Consider the following 19,777-nt stretch of genomic DNA (forward strand, 5'->3'; position numbering starts at 1 on the left):
TAACAACGGGCATCCACACCCCGTAACAACGGGCATCCACGCCCGCAGCAAGAGGAGACAGCATGGAACTCGGCATCTACTCGTTCGGCGAGCTCGTCGCGAACCCCGACGGAAGCTCGGCCACGAGCATCCACGAGCGCTTCGACCAGGTGGTCGAACTGGCGAAGCTTGCCGATGGCGGCGGGCTCGACGCCATCTCGCTCGGCGAACATCACCGCGCCGACTTCAGCATGTCGGCGCCCGAGATCGTGCTCGCGGCCATGGCGAGCGTGACGAAGCGGCTGCGGCTCGCCAGCGGAGTGACGGTGATCTCGAGCCAAGACCCGGTGCGCGTCTTCGAGCAGTTCGCGACCCTCGACCACGTCTCGAACGGGCGCGCCGAGATCATCGTGGGGCGCGGGGCCTTCACCGAATCGTTCCCACTCTTCGGGTACGACCTCGCCGACTACGACGCACTCTTCGACGAGAAGCTGCGCCTCTTGCTGCAGATTCGGGATCACCCGGTCGTCACCTGGAACGGGCGGTTTCGCTCCGCCCTCGAGAACGTCGAGATCTCACCGCGCCCACTGCAAGACCCGCTGCCGATCTGGGTGGGAATCGGCGGTACGCCCGCCTCGGCCGTGCGCGCCGGAATACTCGGCCTGCCCATGATGATGGGCTTTTTCGCCGGCCCCGAGCAGTTCGTCTCCCGCGTCGAGCTCTACCAGCGCGCCGGCGCCCAGGCCGGCCACGACCCGGCGGCCCTGCGACTCGGAGTGAGCGGACACATGTACGTGGGCCGCACTTCGCAGAAGGCCCGCGACGACTTCTACCCCTACTACTCGCGTTACTTTCAGAAGGGCGGCGCATCGTTCGCCGCGAACGGCTTTCCGCGCGAAGCCTACGACGCCTGGATCGCCGGAGGCCTGCCCGTCGGCAGCCCGCAGCAGGTGATCGACGCCATCATGCGACGCGTCGAACTGCTCGGCATCGACCGTTTCATGGGCCAGATCGACGTCTGCAACCTGCCCTGGAGCATGACCCGCGAGTCCCTCGAGTTGTACATGACCGAGGTCGCGCCGGTCGTGCGACGCGAAACAGCGGATGCCCGCCCGGCCCTATAGGCGACCTGTACGATGAAGGCGTAAGCACTTCAATGCGGTAGTGAATGGTTATGCACTCGGGCTGCCGCCGAACGAACAGGATCATCGAATGACACTCGTGGCCTCACCCATGTACCAGAACCAGTTCACCGGCCGCACCGCGGTCGTGACCGGCGCGGGCAGAGGCATCGGGCTGGCCATCGCGCAGTCGTTCGCCGAATCCGGAGCATCTGTGCTGCTGATCGACCGCGACGAGGTCGTCGAAGAATCTGCCGAGACGCTGCGCGCCGCGGGCTACGACGTTCGCGGGCTGCGGGCCGACGTGACAGACGAAGAGGCGATGAAGAGCGCGTTCCGCTGGGTCGACGAGCTCTGGGGAAGACTGGATGTTCTGGTCAACAACGCCGGAATCATCACGATCTCGAACCTCGACGACCTCAGCCTCGCCGAATTCCAGCGCGTGCTGAACGTCAACACCACCGCCATGTTCCTCTGCTGCCGCGAGGCCGCGCCGCTGCTGCGCAAGAGTCCGAGCGGGGTCATCTTGAATGCGGCCTCGGGCCAGGCCCGGCAAGGTTTCATCTACACGCCGCACTACGCCGCGAGCAAGTTCGGCGTGGTGGGGCTGAGCCAGTCACTGGCGAAAGAGCTGGCGGCAGACAACATCCGCGTCAACTCGTACTGCCCGGGCATCGTGAAGACCGACATGTGGCAGTACAACGACCGCGAGTGGGGCAAGCGGCTCGGCGACTACGCGCCGGGCGAGCTGATTCAGGAGTGGATCGACGACATTCCGCTGAAGCGGGCGGCCGAGGCGAGCGACGTGGCGAACCTGTTGCTGTTTCTGGCCTCGGATGCGGCCTCGTACATCACCGGCCAGGCGATCAACATCGACGGCGGCATGTTCATGAGCTGAGCCGACCTGAGCCGCTGCGACGTCGGCGGCCTGCTCAGGCGTCGCCCGGCTGGGTGCTCTCGAGCGCCTTCGCCTCGAGCAGCTTCGCTTCCAGCAGCTCGGCCAGATGCACCGACCCGACACCCGCGAGATCGTCGAGCTGAGTGCGGCAGGAGAATCCGTCGGCCAGAACGACCGCGTTCTCGGGCGCACCCGCCACGGCGGGCAGCAGGTTCTGCTCGGCGATCGCCACCGACACCTTGTAATGCCCGCGCTCGAGGCCGAAGTTGCCGGCCAGCCCGCAGCATCCGCTGACCCTGCTCACCTCGGCTCCGAGCGACTCGAGCAGTTTCTGGTCGGCGTTCCAGCCCATGACCGCGTGGTGGTGGCAGTGCGGCTGCGCGACGATCTGCGTGCCCGAGAGATCGGGGCCCACCCACGGCTCGCGACCGCCCGGCGCCACGGCCGCATCCGCCGCCACGGTCAGCAGCTCGGCCAGCGTCGTCGTCGCGCGCGCCACACTCCGAGCCGCGTCGCTGCCCAGCAACTCGACCGCGTCGCTGCGCAGCACCGCCGTGCACGACGGCTCGATGCCCACAATGGGCATTCCTGCCGCCGCAGAGAGCTGCAGTGCATCCACCGTCTCGGTCAGAATGGCACGGGCCGACGTCAGCTGCCCGGTGGTGATCCAGGTCAGCCCGCAACACACCTCACGTTCGGTGATCTGCGGCGCGAATCCCGCCGACTCGAGCACCGCGACCATCGACTTCGCCACTTTCGGCTCGAAATGATTCGTGAAACTGTCGACGAACAGCAGCACGGGCACACCCGTCGTTGCGGCAGGGCGCCGGCGAAACCACTCGCGAAAGCTCTCGTGCGCAAAGGGCGGAATCGTTCGCCTGCTATCGACCCCCGCCGCGAACAGGCCGGCCCGACGGATGCCCGGCAACCGCAGTGCGAGGTTCGCCAGCGCGGGGGCATGCCGCGCCAGCCGGCTCCAGCGCGGCAGCTGCCCCACGCTGTAGTGCGACCGCGGTCGAAGCCGCCTGCGGTAGCGCTGCTGCAGCGCCTCCGACTTGTAGGCGGCCATGTCGACGCCCGTCGGGCAATCGGATGCACAGCCCTTGCACGACAGACACAGGTCTAGAGCGTCTTCGACCTCGGGCGACTTCCACGTCAGCAGGCGGTCGCCGCGAATCACCTCTTCGAGCACGCGGGCGCGGCCGCGGGTGGAATCCTTCTCTTCTCGGGTCGCCCCGAACGACGGGCACATCACCCCGCCCGCCGCACTGTTGTCGGCCCGGCACGAGCCGACCCCGGTACAGCGGTGCACCGCCTGCGCGAAGTCGCCGTTGTCAGACGTGTAGCCGAACATCAGGTCGACGGGCGTGCGCAGCGGGGCCGCGACACGGATGCCCGCATCAAGCGAGTCCGCACCGACGAGCACACCGGGGTTCAGCACGTTGCCCGGGTCGAAGGCGTGTTTGATCTCGGCGAACATCCTCATCGCGTCTGCGGAGTACATGCGGCCCAGCAGTTCGCTGCGCGCCCGGCCGTCGCCGTGCTCCCCCGACAGCGAACCCCCGAAGCGCGCAACGAGGTCTGCCGCATCGGTGACGAACTCGCGGAACGTGTCGGTGCCGCCCGGGGAGCCGAGCGGATAGTCGAGCCGCACATGCACGCACCCGTCGCCGAAGTGACCGTAGGGCATCGAGCTCATGCCGTACCGAGCGACGAGTTCGTCGAATTCGCGCAGGTAGGCGCCGAGCGCCGCGGGCGGCACGGCCGAGTCTTCCCAGCCCGCCCACGCCGGCAGCCCGGAGGGCGCTCGACCGGCGAGCCCCGCCCCGGCCTCGCGAATGCGCCACAGCGCGGCCGCCTCAGCCGCGCTGGTGACGACGCGGCTCTCGATTCCGAAACCTGCCGCGGCCAGCTCGTGAGCACGAGCCGCCGCCAGACCGGCGTCGTCGTCGGAGATCTCGACGAACAGCCAGGCGTTACCGCGCGGGAGGTCGGGCACCAGCGCCTGACCGCGGCGCGACCGCACGACGTCGACGATGCGGGCGTCGAGCCCTTCGCACGCGGTGGGGTGGAACACGAGCACGGCAGGCGCGGCGTCAGCGGCCGACGCGATATCGGCGAATCCGATCGCGACGACCACCCGGTAGAGCGGTTCGGGAACGAGCCGAAGCGTGGCCTCGGTCACGATTCCGAGGGTTCCTTCGCTGCCCACCAGCAGCTTCGTGAGATCGAGCTTGTTCTCGGGCAGAAGGTGCTCGGCGGCGTAGCCGGAGACTTGGCGACCGAATCGGGCGAACTCGGTGCGGGCCGTGCTGAGATGCCGTGACGCCACGGCCCGCAGCGCCGCGGCGAGTTCGTCGGTGCCGCGCTCGCTGCCGCCGCGCCCGCTGCCGTCGCATAGCGTCGGTACCCCGTGCTCGTCGTAGCCCGTAACGAAGCGCTTGCCCCCGGCTCCGACCACCTCGAGCCCGAGCACGTTGTCAGACGTGCGACCGTAGACGAGGCTGTGCGATCCGCACGCGTTGTTGCCGATCATGCCCCCGATGGTGCATCGCGTATGCGTCGACGGATCGGGGCCGAACCGCAGACCATGTGGCCGAACATGCTTCTGAACCTCGGCCTGCACCAACCCGGGCTGCACCCGCGCCCACCGCTCGTCGATGTCGACCTCGAGCACCTGGTCGAAGTGACGACTGAAATCGAGCACCAGTCCGCGCCCGATGGCGTTGCCCGCGATCGACGTACCGCCACCGCGGGCGGTCACCGGCACTCCGAAACGCTCGGCGGCCGCCACAATGGTTGCGACCTCGTCGGCCGAGCGCGGTCGGGCGACACCGATCGGCGGCACCCGATACAGCGATGCATCACTGGAGTACATGACGATGCTGCCGGCGTCGTCTTTCACGTCGACCCCCGCACGGCGTAACGACCGAAACAGCTCGCGGTTTCGAGTGAGTTCGCCCATGAACACGATGCTAGGCGCTCAGGGTCTCCGCGCGGCGAGCATCCTCAGATCTCGAGCGTCAACCTGCACCCGCCCACCGATCGCCCGACGCAGATGAACATCGTTTCGTTGTCTGCGCGTTCGGCTGCGGTCAGAATCGAGTCGCGATGCTCAGGAATTCCGTCGATCACCACGGTCTCACAGGTGCCGCAGGTGCCTTCGCGGCATGAGGAGATCACGTTCAGACCGAGCTCCTCTGCAACCTCGAGAATCGACCGATCCGCCGGGATCGTCGCCGTAAGCCCACTGTCGGCGAACTCGACCTCGAATGCCACATCGCCCGCCGTGTCGACCGCCGACGCGACGAACCGTTCGGTGTGCAGAGCGCCGGCCGGCCAGTGTTCCGTTGCAGCCTGCACCACCTCGAGCATCCGCTCAGGACCACAGCAGTAGATCAGCGTGTCGCTCTCGGGCTCGGCGAACAGGCCGGCGAAATCGACCCGCCCGTGCGTGTCTTCTGGCACGAGGCGAACTCGATCGCCGTACTCGGCGACCTCACGTGCGAACGCCATCGACGCCGCGGTTCTCCCGCCGTACACCAGGCTCCAGTCGGCGCCGGCCTGCTCGGCCTGCCTGATCATGGGGATGATCGGGGTGATGCCGATGCCACCCGCGACGAAGACGTAGCGAGGCGAGGGCGCGAGTGCGAAGTTGTTTCGGGGCAGGCTCACCGCTATCACGTCACCCGGTTTCACGGTGTCGTGGATGAGCGTAGAACCACCGCGCCCGTCACGTGCGTTCAAGATGCCCACTCGCCAGAACGACAGGTCTTCGGGATTCGAACAGAGCGAATAGTGCCGAACGATCGTGTCGGTGACGTGAAAATCGATGTGCGAGCCAGGAGTCCAGAACGGCAGCGGCAGGCCGCCGGCGTCGACGAGTTCGAGCGACACGACGCCGTCAGACTCATCGGCGCGACGGCGAACGGTCAGGGTCAGTCGACCGCGATCATCCGTCGGCCAGCCGCCGGTCTCGTCGACCGCTGTCACTCCAGCAGCCTTCGTGCGATCAGCAACTGCTGAATCTCGTTGGTTCCCTCACCCAGAATGAGCAGCATGGCATCGCGATAGAGACGCTCGACCATGAACTCCTGCGAATAGCCGTAGCCGCCGTGGATGCGCATCGACTCCGTTGCGACCTCTAGTGCGGTCTCGGTGGCGAAGTACTTGGCCATGCCCGCCTCGAGGTCGACCCGGCCACCCTCTGCCTTCTTCTCGGCCGCGTCGAAGACGAGAAGCTCGGAGGCCTTGATCTTGGTGCCCATCTGGGCGATCTTCAGCTGAATCGCCTGATGCTTGCTGATCTTCTTGCCGAACGTTTCGCGCTCGTTCGCGTACTTCACGGCCTGCTCGAGAGCACAAGTCGCGAGTCCCACCGCGCGGGCGCCCACGTTCACGCGACCGAGCTCGACAGCCGCCATGAACTGCTTGAACCCGGCACCGATGTTGACTTCGCCACCGAGCACCGACGACGCAGGCGTGCGGAATCCCTCGAAAATGAGTTCGGTGGATTCGACCCCCTTGTAGCCCATCTTCTTCAACTGCGGGGGCACGATGAGCCCGGGCTGATGCGAAACACCGGCCTCTTTCTCGAGAATGAACGCTGTCATTCCGCGGTGCCGGGGTTCGGCTGTCGGGTCGGTCACCGTCAGAATCATGATCATGTCTGCACGCAGACCGTTCGTGACCCACATCTTCGATCCGTCGATGACGAACTCATCGCCCTCGCGCCGTGCGCGCGTGGTGATCGCCTGCACGTCGGAGCCGGCCTGCGGCTCGGTCATCGAGTATGCGCTGCGCATCTCGCCGGTGACCATGCGGGGGAGGTAGTGCAGCTTCTGCTCCTCGCTGCCGTAGGTCATGATCATCCACGCCGCCATGAAGTGAGTGTTGATGACGCCGGCGAGCGAAATCCACCCGCGCGCCAGCTCCTTGATGACGAGGGCATAGGTGAGCAGGTCGAGCCCCAATCCCCCGTACTCCTCGGGAATCGTGATGCCGAACAGCCCCATCTCTTTCATGGCCTCGACGAGCTCTTCGGGGAATTCGTCTCGGTGATCGAAGGCAGAGGCGACCGGAAGCACCTCCTGGTCGACCCACGATCGAACGAGCTGGGTGAGTTCTTCTTGCTCAACGCTGAGTCGGGTCATTCGGCGGATCCTTTGGTTTCAGAACGGCTAGCTGAGATTGCGGCTATTGATGCGTATAATTATGACGGATACGAAGGTGGGGCGCAATGAACCAATTCCTGCTGAACTCGAGCGCGAACGACGCGGCTCTGCGAAAGACCGCAGAGTCTCTTCTCGACGGCAGATCTGAGGTGACAGTCTGCGCAGCAATGTCGCCGCAGCAGCCGACGTTTCTTCTCGCGGCACTGATTCGCGAGGCCCGCCGGCTCGGCATCGCGATTCGGCTGCTCGTCGCCGACATCGACGGTACGTTCGATTTTCTCGACGACGACGGCCGCATCGATCTTGCCTCGGGGCGACTGCAGATTTCGATGCTGGCCGGGGGCGTTCCTCGCGCGCTGAGCGGCCTCGTCGACAGCTGGCCGCATTCGTTGTGGGACGCCGACCGGATGCTCGGCAGCGGTCGGATCGCGTGCGACATCTACGCGGTTCGGGTGCAACCGGGCCTTGTCGACGGCGTATTCGACCTGGGCAACATGGTCGCCTACACACCGACCCTGGCAGCGCGCCCCGACGTTGCGCTCGCCCTCGAGGTGTCGCATTCTCAGCAGTACGCGACGGGCTTCGCGACGCTCGATGCAGACGCCGCCGCACGGGCGATCGCCTGGCACGACACCGTGACGCCCCACGAGGCCGCCCCGCCGGTTCCGCTGCGACACGATGCCGAGCGGGAGCACATGGCACGGCTGATCGCGTCGATCGTGCCACCGAATGCGACGGTACAGGTCGGCATCGGCGGGGTGGCCGAAGCGATCATCGGAGCGCTTTCGAGCAACGGCCGCCGGGGCATCCACACCGGTATGCTGCCGAACTCGCTGCGCACCGAGCTGGCAGCGGGGCGATTCACGGGGGCGGCCAAGACCGTCGACGAGGGCCTCGCGGTGGCCACCGGTCTCTCGCCGACCGCCGGGCCCGATGCGTGGCCGAAGACCGTCGAGCTTCGGCCCATCTCGCAGACCCACTCGCCGGTCGAGCTCGCTCGGCACCAGAACCTGTGGTCGATCAATTCGGCGTTCTCGGTCGACCTGGGCGGTGGCGCCAACGCCGAGTGGCTGAACGGGCAGAAGCTCGCCTGCGGCGGCGGCCAGGCCGACTTCATGCGGGCAGCCCACCTGAGCGCCCATGGCGCATCGGTGATAGCCCTGCCGTCGCGCAGCGCAAAAGGACACAGTCGCATCGTCGACGCGCTCGACGGCGCGGCGGTAACGACAGCGGGTGGGGACGTCGACTACGTCGTGACCGAATACGGCATTGCGCACCTCACCGGGCGCACGTTGTTCGAGCGCCGCGAACTGCTCGCCCAAATCGCCCATCCTGACGACCGGGTGCGTCTTCGCACATAGCACTGTCTTTCGTTGAGAACGACTCGCTTGCGGCGTGCGGCACAACCCCGAATACTATGATCATGAATGTTCTTATTGTTCAGGCGGGCAGGAGTATCAATGAGCGAGTCTGAGCCGAAGTCGGCGTGGCCCACCAATTTCAGCGCATCGGCCATCGGACGTCAGGTCAAGACCTCCGAGCGCGTCGCGTCGGCCATCGTGACCCTCATCGTCGACAACGGCTTGAAGCCGGGCGATCGGTTGCCCAATGAGGCCGAGATGATCGAGCAGTTCGAGGTCGGTCGCGGCTCACTGCGCGAGGCTCTGCGCATTCTGGAAACCTATGGCATGATCAGCCTGCGCTCCGGTCCCGGCGGCGGCCCCGTGCTGCTGAGCGTCAATCCGCGCGACGTCAGCCGCAGCTTCTCGCTCTACCTCAACATCAGCGGCGCCACGGTTCAGGAGCTGGTCGATGCGCGCCTGATCATCGACCCGCAAGCCGCCCGCATGGCCGCCGAAGCGATCAGCGACGAGTCGAAGGCCGCGATACTCGCCACGCTCGACCGCGAGGAGTCGGTGCGCCCGACCGCGGGAACCGTGGTGGAAGCCGCAAACGACTTTCACTATCTGCTCGCCACTCTCACCGGAAACGGCGTATTCAACCTGGTCGCCACCGCCCTGAAAGAGATGTACACGACTCGCGTCGTGGGGGTCGGCCTCGCCGAGAAGACGACAAAACCGACCATCAGGCACGAGCATCGCCGCATCGGCGACGCGGTGATCGCCGGCGACGGCGATCTGGCCGAGAGACTCATGCGTGAGCACCTCATCGAGCACTTCGCCCAGACGCTCGACGCCTCGCCCGGTTTCGGGCCGTCGGTCATCAACTGGGGCTGACGATCGACGGCCACGAACCGTTGCGCGGAATGACGTGTCGACGGGCATCCGCTCTCGGCCAGGGGAGCCCGACTACGCCCGCTTCAGCAGCAGTTCGGCGACCCGGTAGTCGGGAAGAGTGATCACCCGCCCGTTGAGCACTGCGGCCGGGTCACCTTTCGCGGTCGCCTCTTCGTACGCCTCGACGACCTCTTTCGCCTTTGCGACCTCGGCGGCAGACGGGCGCATGACCTCGTTGATGATCGGCAGATGCGCCGGCGACACGGCGATGCAGGCCGTGTAGCCGAGGTCTGACCACGACTGGATGAGCGCCCGCACTTTATCGAGGTCTTTGTAGTCGGGGATGAGTGAGCCACCGGTCGCGAACAAGCCATAGGCGGCCGCCGCAATGGCGATCTTCGATCGCGCGTAACCGCTGGTCAGCATCGAGAGCTCACCGTTCGCATCGAACGGGCGGCTGCCGACGTCTGCCGCGAAGTCGACATAGCCGAAGTGCAGGCCGGCCACCGCTTCATGCGACGCGATCGAATCGATCTCGATGAGCGCCCGCGCGGTCTCGATCATGACGTGCAGTGGATGCGCGTTACCGGCGGCCGCGAGAATGGCCGCCACCTCGTCGAGCTCTTCGCGCCGCTCGACCTTGGGATACGACACCACGATGTCGGCCGAGACCGCGCCGAGCGCCTCGAGGTCATCACGGCCCCACGGGGTGGCGAGGTTGTTGCACCGAACGATGACGCGGCGACCGCCGAAGTACGACATATCGCCGAGCGCCTCGATGATCGCTGAGCGCACGGCGGCCTTGTTCGCCGGCGTCGCCGAGTCTTCGAGGTCGAGCATGATGGCATCGGCCTGCACCTCGGGCACCTTCGACCAGTACTTGGGGTTCAGAATCGGCACTTCGATGAGGCTCGTCATCGTTGCGAAATCCGCCCGTGCGGTCATGCGTTCACCTTCTCGGCAGCGAGAAAGTCTTCGATGGCTGTCGTGAATTCGTCAGGCTGTTCACGCGGAATGTAGTGACCCGTCTCGAACCAGAGCGCTACGGCGTCGGGCATGACGGTCGTCATCTTCTCGACCAGACCTTCGTCGAGCACGTTGCTCGTGCGCCCGATCATGAGCAGGGTGGGCATGGTCGCTTGGGCGCACATCTTCCACAGGTAGGGGATGTCTGGCAGGCTCGCCGAGCCGGTGATCCACTGCACGTCGGGGTCGGCCTTCAGAACGAGTTTGCCGGCCCAGTTCTTGCGCAGCTGGTGTTCGACATGCAGATCGATGAATTCCTCGACCCACTGCGGGTGCTCGGTCTTGTAATACTCGCGCGCCTCCGCGGAGTTGCGGAAACCCTTGATGGCCACCGTGCGCTGAATAAAGTCACGCATGAACTCCGCGCCTGCCCGGGTCGTTTCGGGGCCGGCGTCAGACAGAATGAGCTTCTTGACAATGTCGGGCCGCTCCCCCGCCAACGAGAGCGCCACTCGTACGCCGGCCGAGTGCCCCACCAGGTCGAAGGCGCCGATACCGAGCGCATCGACGAACAGGCTGATGTCATTCGACATCGAGCGCACGCGGTACCCCGTCTTCGACCAGTCGCTCTCGCCGTGCCCGCGCAGATCGGGGGTGAACACGTGATAGTCGGCAGCGAGTCGACGCGAGATCGGATCCCACGTGTGCGCTTGAACATTGAGTCCGTGCAGCATCACCAGGGGCGGTTTACCCGGGGTGCCCCACTCGAGGTAGTGCAGGTTGAGGCCGCCGACGCGAACGTCACCGTCTTGATAGTCGTGCATAATCCATAACTCCTCGCTGAGCAGATAACTCCACCAACATCATTCTTATCAATGTTACTATATGCATGAATTGACTTTCCAATGAAGTGAGGACGACATGACCATTCCCGCTGGCGTGAGCCCGGCGACCTCGAGTGTCGCTTCTGGTGCGGGCGGAATGGCGCGCGCGCTCGCAGAGAAGATTTCCGAGCTGGTCGACGCCCCGCTGACCTCTTCCGCAGTCACAGCCGTGTCGAATCGCCTCACCCACTCGCTCGGCGTCAGCCTGGCCAGCACCGCGTTGCAGCCCTTCACCACCGCTCTCGACGCGCTCACGGCAGAGCCGGGCGAGGCCGTTGTGGTCGGTTCATCCACTCGCCTCGCGCCGGGAGCCGCGGCCTTCGTGAACGCGGTGACAGCACACAGCAGTCTGCAGGAAGACTGCGGGCCGGGCGGATTTCGTGAGGGGAGTCACCCCGGCACCTACGTGATTCCCGCAGCACTGGCTGCCGCAGACCTCAGCGGATGCTCGGGCGACCGATTGCAGCGTGCCATCATCGCGGGGTACGAGGCCGTTCACCGGCTCGGTCTGGCGGTTCCGCCCGCGCTCAGCGCGCGCCGGTTTCGGCCCGTCGGCGTCATGGGGCCGTTCGGCGCCGCCGTAGCCGCCGCGTACGCTCTCGGTGGCGACGCCGAGGCGGTCGGCCGCGCCATCGGCATCGCCGCCAATACCTCGGCCGGCACCAGCCAGGGCTTCGTCTCCGGCAGCATGGAACCGTACTTCCACGCCGGGTTCGCCGCCCGAAATGGCCTGCTGGCGGCCTCGCTGGCCGTCGCCGGAGCCCCGAGCGCCGAGTTGGCCTTAGAGGGCGAACACGGGTTCTTCGCCGTTTACGCCGGGCAGGCAGCCCTTACAGATCCACTTTTCGCCGACGACGAGCGGCTCGCTATCGAGGGCTTGGGGAGCAAGAAGTACGCAGTGTGCTTGCAGAACCAAGAGAGCATCGAACTGGCCGACGAGGTGCGCGAGTTGATCGGCGGCCGCGAGATCGACGCCGTCGTTCTTCGACGCCCGAATACACCCGAGAACGGCACCGCAAGCCCGGGAGTCGGCGCAGACGGACCCTATGAAACCCGGCTGCAGCGACAGATGTCAGCCCGCTTCACCGCGGCCGCCGCCCTTCTGGGGCGGCCCGTCAACCGCCCGTTCTATTTCGAGTCGGCCGGTTCCGATGCGGCGACTCACGACTTAGCAGAACGGGTGCATCTGCAGACATCGACCAGCGGCGACGTCGAGTACGTCGCCCACCTGAGCAACGGCGAGACGGTCGCGCTGGCTGGGCGCCGACCGGGCATCCTGTTTCCCGACGACGAGTCGTTCGCTCGCCTGTTTCTGGTGCGTGCGACCCCCGTACTCGGCGAAGCGCGGGCCTCGGCTGCGCTTGGGCAGATCAGTCTGCTCGGCAGCGCCGCCGACGCGCGTTCTCTGACGAAGTCGTTCGCGCTCTAGAGGCTGCCCGAACCGTCGCCGACGATCGTATCGGCCATCACGATGGGAAATACCTCAGTGGTGCCGCCGTCGACCGGAATGGTATGGCCAGTCACATACGAGGCCTCATCGCTCGCCAGGTACAGCACCGCGAACGCGACATCCCACCCCGTGCCTTCGGTGCCGAGCATCGTCGCCTTTGCGCGGCGACGGCGCATCTCGCCCGTTCCCCCGCCGTTCCAGCCCGCGAAGCCGAGGCCCATAGGAATCGCGACGTGCCCGGGCGCGACCGTGTTGACGCGCACCCCGCGCGGACCGTACTCGTAGGCCTGAGCCTTGGCCATGGCGATGAGGCCGCCTTTCGACGCCGAATAGCCGATTCCCCCGCCGGCGCGCAGACCGGCCACCGAGGTGATGTGGATGATCGAACCCGCCCCCTTTTCGAACATGCTCGGCAGCACCGCATCAGACATGAGCTTCACGGCCGTCAAGTTGAGGGCGATGATCTTGTCCCACATCGAACGAAGGTTCTCTTGCTCGCCGGGCGCGATGGCCGCGTTGTTGACCAGAATGTCGACACTACCGAATTCTCGAATGCATTTGTCGACGGCGTCTTCGCACTCCTCTTGATCGGTGATGTCGGCGACCGCGACCAGACAGGTGCCGCCGACGCGTTCGACCGCTTCGGCGGTGTGCCACGCGCGCGCTTGATCGACATCGAGAATCATGACGTTCGCCCCCTTCGCGGCGAGCAACACGGCGATATCTGAGCCGGTGCCGCCCATCTCGCCGGCCGAGCCGGCTCCGGTCACGATGGCGGTTCGGCCCGCGAGGCGCTTATCGCTCGTGAATTCGGGAATGTCGAGGCGCTGAGAGTCAGCCATGGTGTCTCCTTTGACGATGAAAATGTAAGTGATGCTCGATGCCCTGAGCTCGACGCTCTGAGCCGAGAGTTCGCATCGAACCGCGTGCGCCGGGCAGCTACGACGAGATGCCGCCGTCGACCCAGTGCCCGCTGCCCTCCAGCCCGAGCCCGTGGCTCAGGTCCTCGGCGAAGAACCGGCGTGCTGCGATCGACACCGCCGCCTTCGAGAACCGAAGTACGGGAACGCTCAGCGTGGCAAGCTGCTCGGCGATGGCATGAGCCCGCGGCAGAACCTCGCCGTATGGCAGAACCTCGTGCACGAATCCGATGGTTCTGCCCTCGTGCGCGTCGATGGTCGCTGCGGTGAGCAGAAAGTACTTCACGCGAGAAGGGCCGAGCAAGTTCGCCCAGACCGCGTGGGCGCCGTCGCCCGGAGCCGTGCGGCGCGTGATGTGGATGTGGTCACCGAACACCGCCGTGTCAGAGGCGATGACGATATCGGCCAGCACCGCGATCTCTGCGTGCGCGGTGGCAGGGCCGTTGACTGCCGCGATGACGGGAACGTCGATGTCGCTGATGTTCTGCAGCATGCGCCGCCCCTCCCACCAGATCTCGTCCCAGGGCATTCCCTTGAACGACGCCACGTCAATGCTGGAACAGAACGTCTCACCCGTTCCGGTGATGATCACCGCTTTGGTCGACCGGCGAGACCCCGCCCATCCGAAGGCTTCCATCACCTCACGATGCGACGTCGCGCTCCACACAAGAGAGCCCTCGCCGGAATGCAACCTCAGCTCGACGATGTCGTCGATAACCGAGACGGCCACGGTCTCCCATTCGGGAATCACTTCACTCATGGAGCACACTCCTTCGGGCGGGCCACGCTGACCGGTCGCACCCTAGATCGTACCGGCGGCGCGCAGTTCGGCGATCTGCTCGGGCGTGCGACCGAGCGCTCCCCCGTACACGGCATCGCTGTCTTCGCCGAGGGCCGGCGCTGTGCGCCAGACCTTTCCGGCATAGTTGGCCAGCCGCGGAAAGACGTTCTGCATCTTCACCATGCCGAGATCGGGGTCTTCGATCTCGACGACGTTCTCGCGTTCACGGTAGGTCGGGTCGGCGAGTATGTCTTCGACCGTGAAGATCGGCGACGCAACGACCTCGAGTCGGGTCATCTCGGCGATGCACTCCTCGAGCGTGTGCTGCAGAATCCACTGCCGCACCATCTCGTCGAGCCGCGCCTTGCGCACCACCTGCATAGCCGCCGTGGCATACTCCTCGATCGGCTCACCGACGAGGGCGGCCACGTTCTGTACGGAACGCGGAGTGCCCGACGTGACCGTGATCCAGCGATCATCCGAGGTCTTGAACGTGTTGATGACCGCGGCGGGCGCGGCTGACAACTCGTTGCCGACACGGGTGGGGTTCTCACCGAGCTGGTCGTAGAAGATGACCTGCCATTCGATGAGCCGGAACAGTCCGTCGTACAGGGCGAGGTCGATCCATTCTCCGCGGAAGTCGGGGTCGGTGTTCTTGCGGTACAGGGCCGCCATCACCGAGAACGCACCCATCAGACCGGTGACCGAGTCGCCGTGCGAGAAGCCGGTGTGCACGGGCGGACCGTCGGGAAAGCCGGTGATGTTCACGACACCGCTCATGGCCTCGCCCACCTTGCCGAACCCGGGAGAGTTGCGTTTGGAGGAGGTGTTGCCGAAGCCCGTCACCTGCAGCATGATCAGCTTCGGGTTGATCTTGTTCAGCGAGACGAAGTCGAGCTCCCACTTCTCGAGCGTTTCCACGCGGAAGTTGCAGATCACGACGTCGGCCCACATGGCGAGCTCACGGGCGAGCACCCGACCCTCTTCGGTGCGCAGATTGAGCGTGACCGACTTCTTGTTGCGCGCCGAGACTTTCCACCACAGGTGTGTGCCGTCTTTTGCCGGCCCAGCGTTGCGCTGCGGATCGCCGCGTCCCGGGTCTTCGACGTGCACGACATCGGCGCCCAGGTCGGCCATCAACGTGCCGGCCAGCGGGCCCGCGATCACGTGAGCGAACTCGACGATTTTCAGACCGCTCAGCACTCTCAGGTCGGTCGGGCCGAACGGTTCGGTTGTGATGGGCTTGTCGGTAATGCTCACGGGTTACAACTCCTTGGGTAGTAGCGAAGCTCGGGCGTCGTCGCACGAGCGGTGAAAAGGGTTCAGACCCGCCAGTCGGAGGCGGGTTCCGGAAAGCGGCTGACCGCCTGCGGGGCGCTGCGGCGGTACATCATGAAAGTGCGCAAGTACTCGACGACGGTCTCGCCGCGCTGGTTCACTCCACGAGTGCGGATGCTCACAATGCCCTGATGCGGGCGCGATTTCGACTCTCGCGTCGAGAGCACCTCGCTCTCGGCCCAGAGCGTGTCTCCGGCGAACACCGGTGTCGGCATCGAGATCGAGTCCCAGCCGAGGTTCGCCATGGCGTTCTCGCTGGTGTCGGCGACCGACAAACCAACCACGATCGACAGGGTCAGACACGAGTTCACCAACGGCTCTTTGAACTCGGTCGCCGCCGCGAACTCGCTGTTGAAGTGCACTTGATTGGTGTTGCACGTGAGCAAGGTGAACCACGTGTTGTCGGTCTGTTCGATGGTTCGTCCGAGGCGACTGCGATAGACATCTCCGACCTCCATGTCTTCGAAATACCGCCCTCGCCATTCCTTCGGCGCCTGCACGGTGGTGGTGTCTGTCATGGTCATTCCTCTCTGCGATTCGTCGCGCTCTGCATCGGTGCTGCGTTGTGCATCGAAAGAATTCGTTGGGCCTGCAGCACGACCGGCAGGTCGACGAGCTTGCCGTTGTAGGCCGTCACGGCGAGGCCGGACTGCTGAGCATCCGTGTAGGCCTCGACGACACCGAGAGCATCGTTCACCTCGTCGGCACTAGGGCTGAAGACGCGATTGACGACATCGATCTGGGCAGGGTGGATGCACGCCTTGGCCGTGAAGCCGAGAGCCTTGCCGCGCCGGCTGCTCTCGAGCAGCGCCTCGGCGTCTGACACGGCGAGGTGCACCACGTCGATCGGTGCCTCGCGCAGCGCCGCCGCCGAGGCGAAGGCGACCCGGGCGCGCGGATACTGCATATCGATCTCATTCGACGAGAGCGTGATTCCGAGTTCTGCGGCCAGGTCGGCCGACCCGAGCATGAGCCGTACGACCTGCCGGTGCGACGCGATCGAGAAGGCCTGCTCCACCCCGAGCGCGGTCTCGATCAGAGCGACGACCTGCGTGTTTGGAGACAGCGCGGCGAGTTCTCGAAGGCTGGCGTCGGAGGCCTTGGGAAGCATGACCGCGGCCGCCTTCGATTCGGCGATCGCTTCGATGTCGTCGACGAAGAAGGGCGTTCCTGCGGCGTTGATACGTACCACGAGCTGCGCGCTGCCTGCATAAGACTCGATGTAGTCGAGCACGCGGCGGCGAGCGGCCACCTTGTTCTCGGGTGCAACGGCATCTTCGAGATCGATGATCAGGGCATCCGCCTTCGCCGAAGCCGCCTTGGCGAGCTTGCGGTCGTCGTCGCCCGGCACGAAGAGAAAAGAACGCAGACCCTGGCGCATCACGCCGACCGCCGTCGCTGCGGGCGAATGCGCTTCGAACTGCAGAATACCGCCGTGCCGCGCACCTCGACCTGGTAGACGCCGATGCGCCCGAGAATCGCTCCGCCGACGCTGGCACCGGTCTTGAGTTCGAACTCGTACCCGTGCCACGGGCAGGTCACGACTTCGCCCTCTTGAGCGAACACGTACTCGTTACGGTCGGAGGGCTCCATGGTGCCCTTGATCGCGCCGTCGCACATGGGGCCGCCCTGGTGGGGGCAGCTCGAGCCGATGGCGAAGACGCCGGCCACGGTTCGAACGACGCCGATCTCGCGACCGCCCACTTCTGAGCGGCGAATCTTGTTCGGCACGAGCTCGTCGAGCTCGCAGATGTATTCGAAGCCGTCGGTCTCGGTAGCAACCGTCGATCCGACACGTTCGTCCGTCATGCCCGCACCGAAACGAAGGGCAGCAGAGCTGCACCGTTGCCGAGCACGAGTGCGGCATCCGTCTCGCCCAGCTGTTCGACCAGGTCGGCCGGAGCGTCGCCATCGAACGGTGCGTGCGAACCGAAAACGATGCGGCTGCGCAGAGCGTCTGTGCTGAACAGGCGGTGCCAGTCGTCGTCCATGGTGGCCTCTTGCAGCGGCCAGGTGGTGATCCAGACGTTCTCGAGCACGTACTCGCTCGGCACTCGCTTCACCCACGGCACATCGTGCCGGAATGTGCGCCACTCCCGATCGAGTCGCCAGAGCAACGACGGAAGCCAGCTGAACCCGAAGCCCGAGAACACGACGCGAAGCTGCGGAAAACGCTCGAAGACTCCCTCGAAGGCCAGGCTGGTGATGGTCGACTCCGCGAGCTGTGGCAGCAGCACGAGCCGCGAGAAGGCCGACTGGTGAACACCGCCGCCGAGCCCAGGTGCACCGGCGTAGAAGCCCTCGACGCCCGAGAAGTGAAAGACGATGGGCAGCCCCGCGTTCGACGCGGCCTCGTAGATCGGGTCGTAGTACTTCGAACCGGCGAGCGTGGCGCCGAGCGGCAACGCTACGGCGCCGAATCCGCCGTCACCGGCACGACGCGTGATCTCGCGCGCCGACCATTCAGGGTCTGCAGCCGAGACGACAATCGCGGGTGCCGTTTTCGCGCTCACCCAGTTCTCAGCGGCAAAACTGTTGAAGGCCTCGACAAAGACCGCGGCAGCGACGTTATCGGCCCAGCCGTTGATAGTCAGGGCCTGATGCGGCACGAGCAGGGTGTGATCTGCCTCGGCGAGCGCCGGGGCAGATTCAGGTGCAGCACCGAAACGGCTCGACACCCTGATGTGGTTCGACGACTCCGCGATGGAGCCAACGAATTCTTTGCGTTCGAAATGCTTCTGCCAGGAGTGTTCCATGAACGGAAAGATCTCACTGTAGCTCTGAACCGCGACATGGCGGTCAGCGTCGAAAATCATGACGTACCTCTCTGTAGGTCTGGGGGTGCTGCGCAGGTGGGCGACGGATGCTCGGTGCGGCGCCTCAGGCGACGGCACGCAGAATCTCGGGGCCGAACACCCCGACCGCATTCTGATAGCAGAGCGCGGCGCGCAATTCTTCGGGAATCTTGTTCTGCAGCACGAATCGTGGATCGTCCGTGTCGTAGTGCGGGTAGTCCGAACTGAAGAGCAACATGTCGCTCATTCCGCTGGCGGAGAAGAGCGCCTTTCGGTCAGCCTGCGTCTCGACCTCGTCGAGCGGCTGAGTGGTGAAGGTGAAGTGCTTCTGGATGTACTCGCTCGGCAGCTTCTTGATACGCAGGGCCGCGGAAGGGTCACGCTGCCAGAACAGATCGAGCCGGTTGCTCAGCGAGGGCAGCCAGCTGAATCCCCACTCCACCATGACGACTTTGAGTTCGGGGAAGCGCTCGAATGCGCCGCCGACCACCATGTCGGCGACATTCGCTGCCCCGACCTGGGTCAGCACCACGTGGCGTTCACCATATGACCGCGGAACACCGACGGCCGGCCCCTGCGAGTAGGTGAAGCACCCCTCTGCTCCGCTCTGGTGCATCGCGATAGGAAGACCAGCCTCGCAGGCGGCTTCGTAAATCGGGTCGTACCAGGTGTCGCCCATCATGCGATCCATCAGCAGCAGCTGTACCGCGATCACCCCGGGGGTGTTCGCGTGTCGACGGATCTCCGCCGCCGCGGCGGCCGGGTCGTGCGGCGAAACCGTAACGGCGAGGCTGTAGCGCTCGTCGTAACCGACCCACTTTTCGACGAAGAAGTCGTTGGTGGCAGAGATAAAAGCGCTGGCGGCGTCGATGTCTCCCCACGATGTGACGCCGTAGGGCTGCTGAGGCAGCAACAGTGCGACGCTGATGCCGAAGGGGTCGAGGTGACGCGCGATGGTCATCGCCGGGTCAGAGCCCGCGGGCCCTCCGTCTTCGGGATACGCGTCGAGCCGCTGGGTGTCGGCGGGGTGGTTGTAGCGGTCACGAGCGCGGGCGTAGGTACGAATGCCACGCTCATCGAAGTGCTGGCGCCACGCCGAAGACAAATACGGGTAGAAGTCCGCCGTTGACGGAGCCATGGGGTGAATATCGCAATCCACAATGGGGTACGTCGTCTCCGGCCCGGTAACGGGCGCGGGAGCTGCTAACTGCGTTGTCATGGCATCCTCCGAAGC

Annotated in this window: 18 protein-coding genes; 5 read left to right on the top strand and 13 right to left on the bottom strand. The window is 65.5% G+C overall.

Annotated features, from left to right (window positions below; translation table 11 throughout):
* The first annotated feature begins 62 nt into the window (after window positions 1-62).
* Window positions 63-1,103, top strand: coding sequence for an LLM class flavin-dependent oxidoreductase (locus tag LQ955_RS13850; protein WP_231025089.1), 1,041 nt, complete (start codon window positions 63-65; stop codon window positions 1,101-1,103).
* Window positions 1,104-1,191: 88 nt separating this feature from the next.
* On the top strand, window positions 1,192-1,998 hold the full coding sequence (locus LQ955_RS13855) for an SDR family NAD(P)-dependent oxidoreductase (protein WP_231025090.1): 807 nt from the start codon (window positions 1,192-1,194) through the stop codon (window positions 1,996-1,998).
* Window positions 1,999-2,032: 34 nt separating this feature from the next.
* On the opposite strand, the gene LQ955_RS13860 is transcribed toward LQ955_RS13855, so the two are convergent.
* Genes LQ955_RS13860 through LQ955_RS13870 form a run of 3 tightly spaced genes read right to left on the bottom strand, consistent with a single transcriptional unit; the run spans window position 2,033 to window position 7,151 of the window.
* Window positions 2,033-4,963: an FAD-binding and (Fe-S)-binding domain-containing protein gene (locus LQ955_RS13860; RefSeq protein ID WP_231025091.1), complete on the bottom strand. Its 2,931-nt coding sequence runs from the start codon at window positions 4,961-4,963 to the stop codon at window positions 2,033-2,035.
* Between the two features lie 44 nt (window positions 4,964-5,007).
* Window positions 5,008-5,991, bottom strand: a complete 984-nt coding sequence (locus LQ955_RS13865; RefSeq protein WP_231025092.1) for a PDR/VanB family oxidoreductase — start codon at window positions 5,989-5,991, stop codon at window positions 5,008-5,010.
* Window positions 5,988-7,151 carry an acyl-CoA dehydrogenase family protein gene (locus LQ955_RS13870; RefSeq protein WP_231025093.1) on the bottom strand — a complete coding sequence of 388 codons (1,164 nt, stop codon included), beginning with the start codon at window positions 7,149-7,151 and terminating at the stop codon, window positions 5,988-5,990. The genes LQ955_RS13865 and LQ955_RS13870 overlap by 4 nt, the downstream gene beginning before the upstream one ends.
* 86 nt (window positions 7,152-7,237) lie before the next feature.
* Here LQ955_RS13870 and LQ955_RS13875 point away from each other — a divergent pair, with 86 nt between their 5' ends.
* Together LQ955_RS13875 and LQ955_RS13880 are read left to right on the top strand one after the other, a co-directional pair.
* On the top strand, window positions 7,238-8,533 hold the full coding sequence (locus tag LQ955_RS13875; protein ID WP_231025094.1) for an acetyl-CoA hydrolase/transferase C-terminal domain-containing protein: 1,296 nt from the start codon (window positions 7,238-7,240) through the stop codon (window positions 8,531-8,533).
* 99 nt (window positions 8,534-8,632) lie between these two features.
* Complete coding sequence (locus LQ955_RS13880; protein ID WP_231025095.1) at window positions 8,633-9,409, top strand: FadR/GntR family transcriptional regulator; 777 nt, start codon at window positions 8,633-8,635, stop codon at window positions 9,407-9,409.
* 72 nt (window positions 9,410-9,481) lie between these two features.
* On the opposite strand, the gene LQ955_RS13885 is transcribed toward LQ955_RS13880, so the two are convergent.
* The gene (locus LQ955_RS13885) at window positions 9,482-10,354 is read right to left on the bottom strand and encodes an HpcH/HpaI aldolase/citrate lyase family protein (protein ID WP_231025096.1); all 873 of its coding nucleotides are present in this window, start codon (window positions 10,352-10,354) and stop codon (window positions 9,482-9,484) included.
* Window positions 10,351-11,199 (bottom strand): alpha/beta fold hydrolase, encoded by an 849-nt coding sequence (locus LQ955_RS13890; protein ID WP_231025097.1) that lies wholly within the window; start codon window positions 11,197-11,199, stop codon window positions 10,351-10,353. The genes LQ955_RS13885 and LQ955_RS13890 overlap by 4 nt, the downstream gene beginning before the upstream one ends.
* Before the next feature lie 97 nt (window positions 11,200-11,296).
* On the opposite strand from LQ955_RS13890, the gene LQ955_RS13895 reads away from it, so the two are divergent.
* On the top strand, window positions 11,297-12,688 hold the full coding sequence (locus LQ955_RS13895; protein ID WP_231025098.1) for an MmgE/PrpD family protein: 1,392 nt from the start codon (window positions 11,297-11,299) through the stop codon (window positions 12,686-12,688).
* Here the strand turns inward: LQ955_RS13895 and LQ955_RS13900 are convergent.
* The 8 genes from LQ955_RS13900 to LQ955_RS13935 all read right to left on the bottom strand — a co-directional run bounded on the left by LQ955_RS13900 (window position 12,685) and on the right by LQ955_RS13935 (window position 19,762).
* Window positions 12,685-13,551, bottom strand: coding sequence for an SDR family NAD(P)-dependent oxidoreductase (locus tag LQ955_RS13900; RefSeq protein ID WP_231025099.1), 867 nt, complete (start codon window positions 13,549-13,551; stop codon window positions 12,685-12,687). The two genes, LQ955_RS13895 and LQ955_RS13900, sit on opposite strands and share 4 nt — an antisense overlap.
* 97 nt (window positions 13,552-13,648) lie before the next feature.
* Window positions 13,649-14,389 carry an enoyl-CoA hydratase/isomerase family protein gene (locus LQ955_RS13905; RefSeq protein WP_231025100.1) on the bottom strand — a complete coding sequence of 247 codons (741 nt, stop codon included), beginning with the start codon at window positions 14,387-14,389 and terminating at the stop codon, window positions 13,649-13,651.
* Window positions 14,390-14,431: 42 nt separating this feature from the next.
* Window positions 14,432-15,670 (bottom strand): CaiB/BaiF CoA transferase family protein, encoded by a 1,239-nt coding sequence (locus LQ955_RS13910; protein ID WP_231025101.1) that lies wholly within the window; start codon window positions 15,668-15,670, stop codon window positions 14,432-14,434.
* A 62-nt stretch (window positions 15,671-15,732) separates the two neighbouring features.
* Window positions 15,733-16,266, bottom strand: coding sequence for a MaoC family dehydratase (locus LQ955_RS13915; protein WP_231025102.1), 534 nt, complete (start codon window positions 16,264-16,266; stop codon window positions 15,733-15,735).
* Between the two features lie 2 nt (window positions 16,267-16,268).
* Window positions 16,269-17,129: an HpcH/HpaI aldolase/citrate lyase family protein gene (locus LQ955_RS13920; protein WP_231028154.1), complete on the bottom strand. Its 861-nt coding sequence runs from the start codon at window positions 17,127-17,129 to the stop codon at window positions 16,269-16,271.
* Entirely contained in the window at window positions 17,129-17,557 is a 429-nt protein-coding gene (locus LQ955_RS13925) for a Rieske (2Fe-2S) protein (RefSeq protein WP_231025103.1), read from the bottom strand. The genes LQ955_RS13920 and LQ955_RS13925 overlap by 1 nt, the downstream gene beginning before the upstream one ends.
* A complete protein-coding gene (locus LQ955_RS13930) occupies window positions 17,554-18,564 on the bottom strand; it encodes an amidohydrolase family protein (protein WP_231025104.1) in 1,011 nt (336 codons plus the stop codon). The genes LQ955_RS13925 and LQ955_RS13930 overlap by 4 nt, the downstream gene beginning before the upstream one ends.
* A gap of 64 nt (window positions 18,565-18,628) precedes the next feature.
* On the bottom strand, window positions 18,629-19,762 hold the full coding sequence (locus LQ955_RS13935; protein ID WP_255713607.1) for an amidohydrolase family protein: 1,134 nt from the start codon (window positions 19,760-19,762) through the stop codon (window positions 18,629-18,631).
* Window positions 19,763-19,777 lie beyond the last annotated feature (15 nt).

The organism is Subtercola endophyticus (assembly GCF_021044565.1).
Taxonomy (GTDB): Bacteria; Actinomycetota; Actinomycetes; order Actinomycetales; family Microbacteriaceae; genus Subtercola; species Subtercola endophyticus.